Here is a 15,032-nt window from a genome sequence, read left to right on the forward strand (position 1 = left end):
TCCCTTACTCTTGTTTATCTAACAAAAAGCGCGCTGTGAACTGATCAGTAACGAGCACATTTGCAAATTTCCCTTGCAGCGCTCCGTAAATGCTGTCAATTTTCTGATCCCCGCCGGCTACTAAAATGGCGTACTCTTTCTTCTTTAGTTCTTCCAAATCAAGTCCAAGCGTCCGTTCATCCAGGCTTTCATTGCAAATTTGTCCATCTTTATCAAAAAAACGTGAACAAATGTCTCCCACTGCTCGGGAGGAAATCATCTCTACATCTTGTTCGGAAAAGTAGCCAAGCTGAAAAAGCAGCGAATCCGTTTTAATGGGTCCCGTAGTAAAGACGGCAATATTGGCTTGTTTGCCTAAATCTAAAATACGCTTAATATGACGATCCGTTTCCATTGCTTTTTTGACTACCACGTGATCGACAATTACAGGCAAAGGAAGATGCATAGGAGGCGTATTGTATGCCTTTCCAAATAAGTACATAATTTCAGAAGCATACGTGCTCGTTTCCGAATGGCTTACTCCACCTTTTAACTGCACAACCTGCACGTCATTCACATACTTTTGTTTTAAATCGATGGCCACTTGATAAAGAGTTGTTCCCCACGTCACCCCAATAATGTCTCCGTCTTTTACGATGTCATAGAGATAGTCAGCTGCTGCCACGCCTAGATGACTTTTAATAATGTGATTTTCATATTGAGGCACCGGTGTGACGATTGCTTTTTTTAAATTGAATTTTTGTTCAAGTTGAGAAGACAATTTTTCACTATTGATAGATGAATCCACAATTTTAATTTGAACAATGCCTTCTTCTTTTGCTGTCTGCAGCAATCGAGAAACCGTAGGCCTTGATACACCAAGCTTTTTTGCAATTTCACTTTGATTATAATCAAGAATATAATACATCCTTGCCGCTTCAATCACCTTATTAAATTTCTCTTGATCCATCTCCATCGACTTGTTCTCCCTTACCTCATGAATTTCTTATCCCTATTTTACCAAACTTATGTCTTTAGTTTACTTGTTTGGTGAACAAAATTTCAAGAGGGGATTTTGTAACCGAGATGAAAAGAGAGCTACTTACGGTTAAGGAGCCCAGTTTTCTACGTATCCATTCATTCCAGCATACTCATAAAGAGCTTCTAACTTACGCTCCGAATAATAGTTAAAATCATTATGAACTGCTGTTAATTTAAGATGATCGTTACGAACAAACATCTTCTCGAGGTATACACTCTTAGCAAGTTTATTGCTCTTTTTTGTGTTGCAACTTTGACAGCTTAACACCAAATTCCACATATTATCTGATTGGATATAACTCCATGGAATAAAATGATCTACATGAGTAGCGATGCGTTTATCAGAAAGAACTTTCCCACAATAAAAACATTCTTTTGTTTCATATTTCCAAAGTATGTTATAGAATGCATGCAGCGATTCGTGTTTTGAAATATTTTCCACTTTCAATAAGACATCTTCTAACTTATTTTTGTCATTATGCTTTTCTAAAAATTTCGCCAAATGATAATTGGTTAAATGAGTAACAATTTGTCTATATTTTTGTAAAAAAATATACATACTGCTATTAAACTTTATGTATTCTGTTCTTTTATCAAACTCATAAATAGAACCTTCCATATCTCCGTATAATGCCCCTACTACATACCTTGCCCCCACTTTTTTAGTTCTTTCTACTAATTGCAATTGAAGATTACTTGGTAAACGATCAAATACTACTTTATTGGGGACACCATGCATTAACTGAAATTCCTTTAACTCTTTTTGAATTCCAGATTGTCTATTGGGTGTATTTAATTGATTTAAATCATGATGAATAACCAAATTCCAATATATTTTAGCAAATGAAAAATACACTTGATCAAACGTGAGTACTAACCGATTGTCAACGTTATATAGGCTTTCAATTAAAGCTTTCATTAATCCATATTTATACGTTGTGGTAAAGTGACCATTAGCGAAAAATTGATTAATGATCTTCCAAATTTCTTGTTCTGTTAAATAAGCTTTTTTTATTTCTCCTACTTTTAAATTAAAACTCACCTGCCACCGCTCACTCCCTCCACTATTGCACCATCAAACTACGCTTCTTCTGTTTCCACTAAATAAACCCGATCATCAAACTTCCCGCGCTCCTTGGCCTTCTCCTCACGCACTTTCTCAAGTTGTTCTGGCGTGGCCCCGTGCACAGCAGCTAGCGCGTGCATAACTTCCAGTAAATCCGCGAGCTCTTCAATAGCCTCTTGATGCGTTTGGGCTTCTATGTACTCTTGAAGCTCTTCTTTTGCCTTTTTCGTCAGCTCATGTTGATATTCCTCTCGCTGGAGCACGCGTGATTTGAAGGTTTTTCCGCTTTGTTCAATAATCGTAGGAATTTTATCTCGCACTAGCTTGTTATAAGTAGGCATTATTTTTTCCTCCATCTTTTACCTTTCTAGTAAACTAGTATTTTTCAAATTCTGCTTGATTTCCGTTAAACACATTTAAATCAATAAACGTTTCTTTACCTTTATAACCGCTTAACCGCCCTTTGTCCGTATACTGCCAAAACGTCCATTTCTTCTGTTCTTCAAGAGTAGGCTTTTTCACAACATCGCGAATCCAAATATCACACTCAGGATATCTGTTTTCAATATACAAGTCATACGCTTTAGGCGTCGTATAAAGAATGACGCGCTTGCCATAATGAGAATCAAGACGTTTAATCATGCTAGAAAGCTCCTTGTATACATGTTTCTGAGACGGAAGGTTTTGTTTTTTATCTCCGTAAAATTCTACATCAATCACTGGAGGCAAATCGTTATTTTTAAGAGAGACCGCTTTGATAAAATTAGCCGCTTGTGTGGAACCTTTGCTATCGTAGCTAAAAAAGTGATAAGCTCCGATCCGCATGTTTTTGCGATTTGCTTGTTCCCAGTTTTGTTTAAATAAAGGATCTTGAAATGAACTTCCTTCCGTTGCTTTAATAAAAGCAAACTGAATATCTTGTTTACTCAGCACATTCCAATTAATCTCCCCTTGATAAGAAGATACGTCTACGCCTTTTACGTCATAGCGGTTGGCACTTATCGCATTAGGAATTACCCAGCCTTTACTCCATAGTAAAAATATAAAGCTTACAAGAACGACTAATATAACTCCTACAGCAAGAAATCTTTTGTTCTTTTGATTTGCTTTATCTATTGTGTTTACCCCCTTTTTTAGAAAGTACTTCTAATATTCTAACATAAAAAGGATTTTCCAAAGCAAAAGAGCCTACAAGTCTTTATTTGGAAATATAAAAAACCACCTAAAATCAGGCGGCTCTTCTTTTATGCTGCGTCTTCAGATGGTTCATTATCTTTGGCTGCTTCTATAAGTAAGAAAATAGCCGTTAAAATGTGCATGATCATGCCGACCACAGGAATCCACGCAATAGCGGAACAGACAATTCCCATGATATGCCCTGTCCGAACTTTGTTTGTTTTAATGGCAAATACTAAACCTACGATATGCAATGCGAGCATTAGAATAAGCGGCGTGTAGGCTAGGCTTATAACCAAGGTGCCACCCAGAAGTGGAATCCCCCAAAGGGCCTCCAATCCTCCGCTGACCCATTTCAATATACGACTTGCTTTTCCCATTGTATCCTCCCCCTTTGTCTTCAATGTATGCAAAGAGGTTTTGTTTCTGAACGTTTGTATATGAAAAAGTGGCAAAAATACGTGTACGAAAAATAAATCGATAGTCCCGTATAAAGATAAGTTTTTATAAGGAACTAATGTAATAGTGGAAAATAAATGAGAGGAAAAGGCATGGTTGTAAATGTAATAACGAGGAGCTCTTCGTAAAGAGAACGAAGGAGATATAAACAAAAAAGCCGAACTCAAAATTTAAGCTCGGCTTTTTCTTATATGATAAATAGAATTATTGTAAAATGTTTTTTGTATTAGTGTTCTCGACTCTTCTCAAATTTTTCAACAGCTTCAAAATCAAGCTCGGCTGATATCCAATCGCCTTTTTCCGGGAATTCTAGATTGCGCACGACTATTTTATTTGGCAACTTTTTTTCTAAAATTTTCGCCTGGCAGTTTTTGTACATAACTACTTCTCGTTCTTTGATATCTGTCCACAACAAGTGCAGGACTCCTTTCAACTTTAAGAAGTTAATATTTCGAAACACCGTTTTACATTCTATTATATTTTTTTTGATTTGTTAATTTATTTGTCTTATTTTTTATAAAAAAATATTAAAAGTCATTCTTTCTAATACAATATACCCTAAATATCTTTTAATCCTTAAACATTTATGTTATATTTTAAAAATTGTATTACAAGTTCTTTATTTTTGTAGAAAAAATCAGAACAGCTTATGCGCAAAAAACTTCGCTGGTGTTGTAGCAAGTTTTTTTATTTTTGCCTTTCCGCCTATCCTCTTTTCTTTTTTTTACATATTTATAATGGACATATCAATCCGTCCTAATACGTAGGAAGGCTTGAAAATTCAAAAACATCTTAACATACTAAAAGTTATTGGATTGTCCCACTAAAAATCCAATTGAATTTATAGAACCTCCGTCGAAAAAACGAGAAACCTTTAGCCATATAAAAGGCTGCTTTTACCGCATTTATATTTTAATAAATAATAACAACACAATTTGAGGTGCCAACAATGAACGTATTAACAAACGCCATAATTATCTTATTAGCTTATTTAATTGGATCAATTCCTTTTGCTTTAGTGATTGGAAAGGGCTTTTACAAAACCGATGTTCGCAAGCACGGAAGCGGTAACTTAGGAGCCACTAATACCTTTCGCACTTTAGGAAAGAAAGCAGGTATTATAGTATTGATCGGCGATATAGCAAAAGGCTCGCTAGCTGTCTGTTTACCGCTTATGATGAATAGCCACTTGCATATGCTTGTCCCTGGATTTATCGCTATTCTTGGACATAGCTATCCGATTTTTGCAAAGTTTAAAGGAGGAAAATCCGTAGCGACTGCCGCTGGTGTATTCCTTGCATTTTCACCATTAGCTTTCATTCTAGGGGTTCTTGCTTTTTTAATTTCTCTCAAAATTTCTAAATACGTATCCTTATCTTCACCTATTGGCGCATTGGTTGCCTTTTTAGCATCAATTTATGTAGGCGATGTAGTTTTAATGGTATTTGCAGCCGTTATTTTTGTTTTCATTACATGGAAGCATATTAAAAACTTCAAACGCATTAAATTAGGTACAGAACCAAAAGTTAATTTTTAAGCGTAATAAAGTTATTTACTATTAATCTTTAAATATTTTTACCAAAAAGGTGTTCATGATTTGAACACCTTTTTTTATTATTTTAGTACTTCTCGTCCGAAGATAGACGTAAATTATAAAATTTCTTTTAAAAAACGCTCTTGGTTATAGAGTGAATCATACATTCCGCTACTTCTTGTATCTCATTTTGTAATTTGATATTTACTATTTAACCATCTTAAAACGATGAGTGTTACGGCACCAGCAGCTAAATATAAGAAGCCTCCAACTTCTATTACATATCCAAAAGGTGGAATAAGCTTTGGCAAAAAAACCATCCCTGCAAGAGAAACAAAAATTAAGACAAAGAGTAGAAAAAAGTCCTTAATCTTATTCTTAATTTTGTAAACAGATTTTTGTATCCATTTTAAAAGCAGAAAAACATCAAGAGAAATAATAACTGCAACGATAACAAAAGTGACGATTGCTGTTCCGGTATAAACCGTCTGACTGCTATCCCTAAAATAATGTACAGCAATATTTCCTACCCCGTTTACAATAGCCATTAAACTTGCTAGCTGTAACAATAAAAAGCTTATAAAAAAAGCAGTGCTTTTTAAGGGTTCTTTAGGCAACTGTTTAATCATTTCATCACAGTACGTCTTAAGGTTCTCTCCAAACACCTCTTCAGCACGCTTCCCTTCCGCTTGTGCGTCAATAAGATGATCTAAAAGCTCCATTAATAACTCCTCAGCCTGCTGTTCAGAAACTGACACACTCGTTCGAATGTAAACAAGCATATTATCATAGTACTCTTCATTTTCCTTGGTCAGCTCTTTTCGTTTCTTATTATTTAATTTAATTAATTCCTTAGCGTTCATCGTAAAAACTCCTATTCAACAATTTATCTACAGGGTTTTGAATGTTGATCCATTCCTCTTGGATTTCACATAATGCATTTTCACCAGATGCCGTAAGATGATAGTATTTTCGTTTAGGACCCGAAGGCGACGCTCTCATTTCTCCTTTTATTAATCCCTCCTTTTGAAGACGTAGTAAAATGGGGTAAATCGAACCTTCACTCACATCATTTAATCCATATTGTTGAAGCTTCTGGGATAGCTCATAGCCATAAACCGTTTCTTTTTGAATAATTGATAAGATACACCCTTCTAAAATCCCTTTTAACAATTGACTTCTCAAAGACATATTGATTTCTTCCTTTTCACTATCTTGTTATACAAGATACATTTTTAAAGTAAAACTATCTTGCAAAACAAGATAGCTTTATACCACTTATAATAACCTATTTATGGTAAATGCACAACCATTTATTTACTTTTTTATTAAACCACTTAACATAGTAATCTTTTTAATAACTTTGAATAAATAAATGAAACCTTTTCTCTCCTCCAACCGTATACCTATCATGCACGTATTAGTTAAAGGAGGAAGACTTGTGCTAAAACGAATTTCACTATTTATTTTCGTTAATATTTTAGTATTAATTACAATCACAACGATTACATCTTTATTAGGTGTTCAAAGCTATATGGGGAGCAGCGGTTACGGCGGCCTGCTGGCATTTAGCGTAATTGCCGGCTTCAGCGGCGCGATTATTTCTCTTATGATGTCCCGCGTGATGGCAAAGTGGATGATGGGTGTTCAAGTTATTGATGAACGTTCCCCTCAAGGTGAATACGAACGATTTGTTCTAGAAGAAACGCACCGACTTGCATCTGTTGCAGGATTAAGAAAAATGCCTCAGGTCGGAATTTATCATTCAGCGGAAGTTAACGCTTTTGCAACTGGGCCAAGTAAAAGACGCTCACTTGTTGCCGTTTCAAGCGGAATGCTTGAACGAATGGACCGCGATGCAATCAGCGGCGTTATCGCTCACGAAATAGCGCATATTAAAAGCGGTGATATGGTCACAACTACGCTTCTGCAAGGAGTCTTAAATACATTCGTTATTTTCTTCTCTCGTTTAGTAGCCAAAGCGGTGTCAAACTTTGTGCGAGAAGAGTTTGCGATGGTTGTTTATTTCCTTACATCGATTGTATTTGAGATTCTCTTTAGTATCTTAAGCAGCCCCATTATCTTCTGGCATTCAAGAAGACGTGAATTCAAAGCCGATGAGCTTGCAGCTAAACTCGGTGGTAAAGAAAAAATGATTTATGCGTTAGAATCGCTTCGTCATACTACTTCATTAGTAGATGACCGTCAAAAATCAATTGCTGCTTTTAAGATTAGCGGCAAAGAAAAGTTCTCACGCTTATTTTCTACTCACCCGCCACTTGAAAAACGCATTGAGCGCTTGCATTCACTATAAGCAGACAAAACCAGCTTCATTAAAGAAGCTGGTTTTTTTATGTTATGACTGAGGAGTAAGCACACGTGTAGTTTCCCACAGCAAGACGCCGTCTTCATTTTTTGTTAATTCAACGTATCCTTCTTTCTCTAAATACGTAAGCTGGCCGTACACTTCTGAGAAAATAAAGTCCGGTGCTTTTTGATACATATCCGGGAAAAAAGCTGCGCTTACTTCAAGCGTTGTTTTCTTTCCTTCCCCCATCGCTTGTAACACGCGCAGCGCCCATTTATGCTGCTTTTGAATACGTTCCATAATTAAAGAATGAATGTCGCTAAGCGGTTCACCATGTCCGCTGTAAATCAAATCAATGTCGTAGTTCAACGTTTTTTCAAGAGACGCCAAGTAGTCCAATAGCGGCGTTGGCTTAGGATTTTGGATCGTCGGTTCCAAGTATGGATTTGACGGCACTTTTGGCAAAATATGATCTCCGCCAAACGCCACCTTTTCTTTGCGATTGTAAAACATAAGCTGACTTAACGAATGTCCCGGTGCTTCAATTACTTCCCACTCACTCGCATAGGGAAGTGTATCTCCTTCTTTTAAATACCCGGTTAGCTTTTGCCCTTTAGGTGAATATACTTGAATTGCAGCCGTTGCTTTACGAAGCCATTCTTCCATTACATCATCACTGACTCCAAACTCAATAAGGAAATTACGGTATAACTCATTATGCTGCTGAACAAACTCTTCATCTTGGTAAATCCAAGGCTCCACAAGCTTATGACCATAAACCGGTATATCACTAGGCAGCCATTCTAAAAATCCAGTGTGATCCGGATGCTGATGAGTAAGAATAATTTGTTCAATGTCTGTTACTTCATATCCTTCTTTACGTAATGCCTCTTCAAAAACATTCCAGGCTTCTTTCGTTTTCATACCTGCATCGATTAACGTTAACTTATCTGCTTTTAGTAAAAACACATTCACTGGTCCAATTGGAAATGGTGTAGGCAGCTCAATTCGTATCACTTTATTATCTAAACTCATTTTACCAAACCCCTATATCTGCATTCTTTTTACTGCTTTATCTTATTAAACGTTTCATTCTTTTAAATAGCCCATCTACTACTAACTTCTACCTTTTGTAAAAGTGCGCTGAGCATCAATCATTAAATGGCTCTTTGTACTCTGACAACCATTTTACATGAATTCATACTATTAATAGTTTAGCAGGTTTGAAGACAAATTGATAAAGGAATGCTTTCCAGTGTACTTATTTAAAGCAAACGAATGGTTCATCAAACTAAGAAAGTAAGATAGAATAAAGAGACGATATGATGAAATAAGGAGTATAGGGTATGATTAAAGCGATTTTTCTTTTTATCCTAGCGGGTCTTGCTGAGATTGGCGGAGGCTATCTGATTTGGCAGTGGCTGCGCGAGGGAGCATCAAGCTGGTTAGGACTTCTGGGCGGTATTGCTTTGGTGCTGTACGGCGTCATTGCTACGTGGCAGTCGTTCCCGGACTTTGGACGTGTATATGCAGCTTACGGAGGTATTTTTATTGTTTTAAGCCTGTTTTGGGGGTGGTGGGTTGATAAAAAAATGCCCGATACATACGATTGGATTGGCGGACTTGTGTGTCTGATTGGCGTAGCGGTTATGCTTTGGCCAAGAAGTTAAGTGATAATGCAGAAAGCGGCAGAATACATAAATTCTGCCGCCTTTTATTTTTTATATAGATACAGTTATGTTGTCTTTTCTATTACTTCAACTCAGCCCATCTTTTATCTAATGATTTTAACAGCTCATCTTCAGATGTTTGGCCGCCGATGTATTCTTGTACATCCGCTCCGAATTTTTGCGTTACGCCTTCCGGGAACTTTGTCCATTCCCAAGGAATCGTTTTTTGATCTTTAGAATATTTAAGAAGCTCTTCACCTAAAGGTCCGATGTCTTTTGCTTCAATTGACTTAAAGGCTGGAATGTACTTAAAGTCTTCTACTAGTGCTTTTTGGCTTTCTTTAGATGTGACCATCCAGTTTAAGAAATCTTTGGCTGCTTTTTTATCTGCCGCTGGTGCTTGTTTGTGAATAACCCAGTTGCTTGGAACGTCGATTGCAAGCTTGTCAGCTACAGCTGCATCATCGCTTAAAGGCATAGGCAGAATCCCTACATCCATGTTCGGCGTAATTTTATCAAGCATTGGCTGAATCCAGTTTCCTTGCTGAATCATCGCTGCTTCACCGTTCGCAAATTTCGTTACTTGCGTGTTGTAGTCCGTCGTTAACGGATTTTTGTTTCCGTATTTCACTGTTAAATCAAGCAGCTTTACATATTGTTTGAACTGCTCGTTTCCTGCGATTTTCGTACTGCCGTCATTTAATCCTTTAATAAATGCATCCGGATCTTTTTGACTGGCAAATGGAATATTTAAGCCGTGGTTTCCAAGCACCCACCACTCGCCGTAGCCGATAGAAAATGGCGTAATGCCGGCTGCTTTTAGCTTTTTAGCCGCTGCTTCTAATTCTGAATACGTTTTTGGAAGTTCTTTGATGCCTGCTTTTTTGAACAGTTTTTTGTTATATGTAAATCCATAGCCTTCAAGACTGATCGGCTGTCCATACACTTTACCGTCCATAGTCATTGGTGTAAGTGTGTTTTCGTACGCGTCATCAATCCAAGGCTGATCCGATAAATCTTCTAATTTATTTTTCCACGTTTTTGCCTCTTGATATCCGCCGTTTGTGAAAAGGTCAGGTGCATTGCCCGACGCAAACTGCGCTTTTAAGGCTGCTGCGCCGTCAGCCCCTCCACCGACCGTTTGGATATTGAACTTCACGTTTGGATGTTCTTTTGTATATTGATCAGTTAGAGCTTTTAGCTGGTCTGCAATCTCTACTTTTCCTTGAAATACATCTACTACTACTTGATCTCCGCCGCTTTTTTTATTACCAGATGCGCTTTCGTTTGAACATGCGGTTGAAAATAAAAGCGTAGCCGATAAAACACCTGCTGCTAAAGGCCATTTTTTCATTTTAAATGCCATTTTCCGTTCCTCCCTATTTGCTGCTGATTTTGACGCCTCGGCATCAAAACCAGCCCTGTTGCCGCTTCTATTATTTAATTGAACCGCTTGTAATTCCTTTAACAATGTGTTTTTGCATTGCAAAGAAGAAGATTAATAGCGGAATAATACTGATCACAAGTGCTGCTAGTGCTAAATCCCACTGCTTTGTATACTGACCAAAGAAGAAGAATGTCGCAAGCGGAATCGTTCTTAGTTCAGGATCTTGCAGAACAAGAGATGGAAGTAAGAAGTCATTCCAAATCCATAGGCTGTTTAAGATAACTACAGTTACTGTAATTGGCTTTAATAACGGGAATACAATTCTCCAGAATACGCCTAGACGTGAGCATCCGTCGATGATTGCCGCTTCTTCTAGCTCGACTGGAATTCCTTTAATAAATCCGTGGTATAAGAAAATCGTCATACCAGAACCAAAGCCTAAATACATGATCACGATACCCCAAATGCTGTTTAACAGATTTAAGTTTCCTGCTACTTTTACAAGCGGAATCATGATAGATTGAAACGGAATAACCATTGCCGCTACGAATGCCATAAAGATAATGCTGCTGATTTTTTTCTTTGTTCGAACCAGCATGTAAGCTGCCATTGAACAGAAGATGACTAGAACTGCGTTACTGATGACTGTAATGATCAGCGAGTTGCTAAGCACTTTTAAGTAATTCATTTGGTTGAATGCATTTACAAAGTTTTGAAACTGAATCGTTGTCGGCAGTGCCGATGTGTTTGATAAAATTTCTGCAAATGACTTCAGCGAGTTTGAAAGCACGTAATAAAATGGAACCAAGAATACCAATCCAAGCAGGACCGCTAAAATTTCAACAATAAAGGTTTTGCTCGTATATTTGTTTCCCATCACGATTCAACCTCCTTCTTCTTGGTGTATGTTACTTGAATAATTGTAATCGCTGCTACGACGATGAAGAAAATTAAGGCTTTTGCTTCACCTAAACCGTATCTGTTATTAACAAATGCTTCTGTATAAATGTTAAGCGCTAACATTTCTGTTGATTTAAATGGTCCACCGTTTGTTAATGATAAGTTGACATCAAATACTTTGAATGACCATGAAATCGTTAAGAATAAACAAACCGTTACTGCCGGTGCTACCATTGGAATTGTAATGTGACGAAGAATTTGCCATCTGCTTGCGCCGTCAATTTTTGCTGCTTCAATCAGCTCTTGCGGTACGTTTTGAAGTGCTGCTGTGTAAATAAGCATGATATAGCCTGCTCCTTGCCATACACTTACAATCACGATGCCCCAAAATGCTGTTTTTGCGTCTCCCAACCAAGGAAGTTCAAAAAGCGAAATTCCCGTAATTTGTCCGATAGATGCAAATCCTTTTACGAAAATGAACTGCCATACAAATCCTAGTAAAAGTCCGCCAATTAAATTCGGCATAAAGAAAACTGTACGTAAAATGTTTCGTGTTTTTAACATTTGAGTAACCAGAATCGCTAATACGAATCCGACCACATTCGTTAAGATAATCGCAACGACCGTGTATTTCGTTGTAATCCAAAACGATTGCTGAAACTGCTTATCTTCAGTGAATAAATACTTAAAGTTATCAAGTCCCACCCAGTTAATCGTACCATTTACTCCGTTCCAGTCTGTAAATGAATAATAAATCCCTGTAAAAAATGGTATAAGTACAATCACACAAAACGCTAAAAGTGCGGGCCCTACAAATAGAGCAAATAAACCTGCATTTTTCAAATTTTTACGTTTTTTCGTATTAATTGATGGTTCTCTTTTAAGTTCTTGCTCTAAAGGAACATATTCTGTCTCCTGTAATTTACTTTGGCTATTCATCTTACTAGCACCTCCCTATGTCTTATTTTAGCGAAATTCGTTATTTATGAAACCGCTTTAATTGACGAGTAGGGTGTAAAATATTGACCTTTGTGCAACATTTTCTCCCCTGTGCACATTTTACATACTTTTCTAAAGCATGAAAGAAATAAAAGAAAAAGCTAGAAGTGGACGACGGATCTTCTTATCTTATACACTAGAAAAAAGATGTAGTTGGGAGGAACATACTCATGACAGCAAAACGAGCGTTAATTACGGGTGCCAATTCAGGAATGGGACTAGCTACAACGATTGAATTAGCAAAAAAAGGCTTCGAAGTCATTATGGTGTGCCAAAATGAAGAAAGAGGAAATGCCGCTTTAGAAGAAGCGAAGCGCCAAAGCGGATCGGACTCCATCTCTCTTATGACCTGTGACTTGGCTTCTCTCGCTAGTATCCGAGCTTTCACTGAAGACTTTACGTCTCGCTATAGCGTGCTTGATGTGCTGATTAATAACGCGGGCGTTGTGACAATCAAGCGTGAAACAACACAAGACGGATTCGAAATGATGCTTGGTGTCAATCATTTGGGTCACTTTTTATTAACTAATTTACTTTTAGATCCGTTAAAAAAAGCTCAGCAAGGACGCATTATAAATGTTGGCTCCGGTGCTCATAAGTCTGGAAAAATAGACTTCAACAATCCTCACTTAACAACAGGGTTCGGAATATGGCGAGGATACTCTCAGTCTAAATTAGCAAATAACTTATTTACGGTCCAATTAAGTAAAAAGCTAAAAGACACTTCTATAACCGTAAATTGCCTTCACCCGGGAGCAGTTTCTACTGCTATCGGCGTTAACCGCCAAACGGGTTTTGGAAAAAGCGTTCACGCCGTGCTTCGCCCTTTCTTTTTAACGCCTCTTGAAGGTGCCGAAACAGCTATTTATTTAGCAGATAGCCCTGAAGTAACGCATATTAGCGGTGCTTATTTTTATAAAAAACGCGTGACTCCCCCTTCTTCAAGAGCAAAAGATGAGCGGCTCGCAGAAGAATTTTGGGACTGGAGTGAGTGCGAGGTTGGCTTATAAAGTAGATAGATACGCTTGGAAAAGAAGAAAATAATGAAAAAAGGTCAGCTTTTCAGCTGACCTTTTCTTATTAGAAAAACGTTAGTCCTATAGCAAAAATAAAGCCTGATACAATTAAGGTTGTCACGCAGTAGCCCATTATATCGCGTGCTCCGAGTCCTGCGATAGCTAGTGCAGGCAGTGCCCAAAACGGCTGCGCCATATTCATCCATGCTTCTCCGTAGGCAATGGCCATCGCAGCGACTCCCGGATCTACGCCGAGCTGTTCAGCTGCCGGCATAATAAAAGGCCCTTGTACAACCCAGTGTCCTCCTCCCGACGGAACAAAAAAGTTCACAACGCCGGAACTCAAAAACGCAAGAAACGGAAATGTCGTTTCATTTGAAATCGAGATAAAGGCGTTCGTTAGCTTCCCGCCTAAGCCTGATAGCTCCATCATGCCTTGTATACCTGCATAAAATGGAAACTGAATCACAATCCCAGCGGTTCCTTTCGCAGCATTAGAAACTGCATTCATATAGGATAAAGGCGTGCGGTGAAGCAAAATACCTGTTGTAAAAAACAATAAATTCACTGTGTTAATATCCATTTTAAAACCGTTTGTAGCAAAATAATAAATTAAATATGAATACCCAAGCAGCGCAATCGTCAGACTTAAAAATCTGCTGTTCTCCATGCGTACAGCAAATGTTGGCTTAGAAGAAGTTGTCTCAACAACTGTAGCCGGAGCCATTTCATCTTCTGCCAACAGTCTTGGATCAATTTCTACCACTTCTTTTCCCGTCGGCATCATCAGTCTTGTCATAATAGGAAGGACAATTAATAATCCGAGGGTAATAAATAAGTTGTATCCTGTAAAAATCGTGTCTGACAGCGGAATAAGTCCAGCGGTTTTTTCCATTGGGTTTCCAGGGGTAGCAGCGACAAGAGGAATCGAACCTGACAAGCCTCCGTGCCATGTTAAAAACCCTATGTAAGCACAGGCAATTAAAAACCGGTAATCAGATCCCGGCACGCGTTTCGCTACTTCTTTCGCAAACAGCGCACCTACAATTAAGCCAAACCCCCAGTTAATCATACAGGCCATAGCTGCGCCGAGCGTGACAAGAATTACCCCTTGCGCCGGAGTTTTGGCTAACAGTGCTATGTTCACAAGCCACTTCTTTACAAGCGGCGAGCTAGCAAGCGCATGTCCCGTGACAAGCACTAAACTCATTTGCATCGCAAATGCCAAAAGGTTCCAAAAGCCACTTCCCCAAAACTGAACCATTTCAATCGGCCCGTGAGGAGTAAAAACAATACCTGATACAAATAAAATCAGCGTCAGGATTAGAGCAAATACAAACGGATCAGGTAAAAAACGCTGCACAAGCGCCGTGAAGAAATTAGATAACGCTTTCATTTTACTCCTCCTTTACAGGAATACTCCTGTGAATAAATGTCGACAAGCATCTTTAATTATACATAATTTGTTGAAAATTGTTAATATTTAGTTTAATAAAG

17 protein-coding genes are annotated in these 15,032 nt (G+C 38.0%); 4 read left to right on the forward strand and 13 right to left on the reverse strand.

Features of this window, described 5'->3' with window-relative positions:
* Positions 1-4: 4 nt before the first annotated feature.
* The 6 genes from ACN6NE_RS26130 to ACN6NE_RS26155 all read right to left on the reverse strand — a co-directional run bounded on the left by ACN6NE_RS26130 (position 5) and on the right by ACN6NE_RS26155 (position 4,136).
* Positions 5-949 (reverse strand): sugar-binding transcriptional regulator, encoded by a 945-nt coding sequence (locus tag ACN6NE_RS26130; RefSeq protein WP_026106623.1) that lies wholly within the window; start codon positions 947-949, stop codon positions 5-7.
* Between the two features lie 138 nt (positions 950-1,087).
* Positions 1,088-2,062, reverse strand: a complete 975-nt coding sequence (locus ACN6NE_RS26135) for an HNH endonuclease (RefSeq protein ID WP_474328193.1) — start codon at positions 2,060-2,062, stop codon at positions 1,088-1,090.
* Between the two features lie 38 nt (positions 2,063-2,100).
* Entirely contained in the window at positions 2,101-2,427 is a 327-nt protein-coding gene (locus ACN6NE_RS26140) for a nucleoside triphosphate pyrophosphohydrolase (RefSeq protein WP_129710184.1), read from the reverse strand.
* A gap of 34 nt (positions 2,428-2,461) precedes the next feature.
* Positions 2,462-3,202, reverse strand: a complete 741-nt coding sequence (locus tag ACN6NE_RS26145) for a glycoside hydrolase family 25 protein (protein ID WP_474328515.1) — start codon at positions 3,200-3,202, stop codon at positions 2,462-2,464.
* Between the two features lie 128 nt (positions 3,203-3,330).
* Positions 3,331-3,642, reverse strand: a complete 312-nt coding sequence (locus tag ACN6NE_RS26150; protein WP_013057484.1) for a hypothetical protein — start codon at positions 3,640-3,642, stop codon at positions 3,331-3,333.
* A 305-nt stretch (positions 3,643-3,947) separates the two neighbouring features.
* Positions 3,948-4,136 carry a hypothetical protein gene (locus tag ACN6NE_RS26155; protein ID WP_474328196.1) on the reverse strand — a complete coding sequence of 63 codons (189 nt, stop codon included), beginning with the start codon at positions 4,134-4,136 and terminating at the stop codon, positions 3,948-3,950.
* Positions 4,137-4,670: 534 nt separating this feature from the next.
* Here ACN6NE_RS26155 and plsY point away from each other — a divergent pair.
* Complete coding sequence (gene plsY, locus ACN6NE_RS26160; RefSeq protein WP_129710188.1) at positions 4,671-5,258, forward strand: glycerol-3-phosphate 1-O-acyltransferase PlsY; 588 nt, start codon at positions 4,671-4,673, stop codon at positions 5,256-5,258.
* Positions 5,259-5,440: 182 nt separating this feature from the next.
* Here plsY and ACN6NE_RS26165 read toward each other — a convergent pair whose 3' ends face one another.
* Both ACN6NE_RS26165 and ACN6NE_RS26170 read right to left on the reverse strand, forming a co-directional pair.
* Positions 5,441-6,118, reverse strand: a complete 678-nt coding sequence (locus ACN6NE_RS26165) for a DUF1129 family protein (RefSeq protein ID WP_013057487.1) — start codon at positions 6,116-6,118, stop codon at positions 5,441-5,443.
* Positions 6,108-6,446, reverse strand: a complete 339-nt coding sequence (locus tag ACN6NE_RS26170) for a PadR family transcriptional regulator (protein ID WP_013057488.1) — start codon at positions 6,444-6,446, stop codon at positions 6,108-6,110. The genes ACN6NE_RS26165 and ACN6NE_RS26170 overlap by 11 nt, the downstream gene beginning before the upstream one ends.
* 250 nt (positions 6,447-6,696) lie before the next feature.
* Here ACN6NE_RS26170 and htpX point away from each other — a divergent pair, with 250 nt between their 5' ends.
* Entirely contained in the window at positions 6,697-7,569 is an 873-nt protein-coding gene (gene htpX / locus ACN6NE_RS26175) for a protease HtpX (RefSeq protein ID WP_013057489.1), read from the forward strand.
* Positions 7,570-7,611: 42 nt separating this feature from the next.
* Here htpX and ACN6NE_RS26180 read toward each other — a convergent pair whose 3' ends face one another.
* On the reverse strand, positions 7,612-8,598 hold the full coding sequence (locus tag ACN6NE_RS26180; RefSeq protein WP_129710192.1) for an MBL fold metallo-hydrolase: 987 nt from the start codon (positions 8,596-8,598) through the stop codon (positions 7,612-7,614).
* A gap of 311 nt (positions 8,599-8,909) precedes the next feature.
* Between ACN6NE_RS26180 and ACN6NE_RS26185 the strand changes: the two genes are divergently transcribed.
* Positions 8,910-9,233, forward strand: a complete 324-nt coding sequence (locus ACN6NE_RS26185) for a YnfA family protein (RefSeq protein ID WP_129710194.1) — start codon at positions 8,910-8,912, stop codon at positions 9,231-9,233.
* A gap of 82 nt (positions 9,234-9,315) precedes the next feature.
* Here ACN6NE_RS26185 and ACN6NE_RS26190 read toward each other — a convergent pair whose 3' ends face one another.
* The 3 genes from ACN6NE_RS26190 to ACN6NE_RS26200 form a co-directional block, all read right to left on the reverse strand.
* A complete protein-coding gene (locus ACN6NE_RS26190) occupies positions 9,316-10,599 on the reverse strand; it encodes an ABC transporter substrate-binding protein (protein WP_129710197.1) in 1,284 nt (427 codons plus the stop codon).
* A gap of 70 nt (positions 10,600-10,669) precedes the next feature.
* Entirely contained in the window at positions 10,670-11,497 is an 828-nt protein-coding gene (locus ACN6NE_RS26195; RefSeq protein ID WP_013057493.1) for a carbohydrate ABC transporter permease, read from the reverse strand.
* Complete coding sequence (locus tag ACN6NE_RS26200) at positions 11,497-12,459, reverse strand: carbohydrate ABC transporter permease (RefSeq protein ID WP_047750673.1); 963 nt, start codon at positions 12,457-12,459, stop codon at positions 11,497-11,499. Before ACN6NE_RS26200 ends, ACN6NE_RS26195 begins: the two co-directional genes overlap by 1 nt.
* A 230-nt stretch (positions 12,460-12,689) precedes the next feature.
* On the opposite strand from ACN6NE_RS26200, the gene ACN6NE_RS26205 reads away from it, so the two are divergent.
* Entirely contained in the window at positions 12,690-13,529 is an 840-nt protein-coding gene (locus ACN6NE_RS26205) for an SDR family oxidoreductase (protein ID WP_474328202.1), read from the forward strand.
* 70 nt (positions 13,530-13,599) lie between these two features.
* On the opposite strand, the gene ACN6NE_RS26210 is transcribed toward ACN6NE_RS26205, so the two are convergent.
* Positions 13,600-14,931: a TIGR00366 family protein gene (locus ACN6NE_RS26210; RefSeq protein WP_014459643.1), complete on the reverse strand. Its 1,332-nt coding sequence runs from the start codon at positions 14,929-14,931 to the stop codon at positions 13,600-13,602.
* Positions 14,932-15,032 lie beyond the last annotated feature (101 nt).

The sequence above is a fragment of the Priestia sp. 53B2 genome (assembly GCF_056099005.1).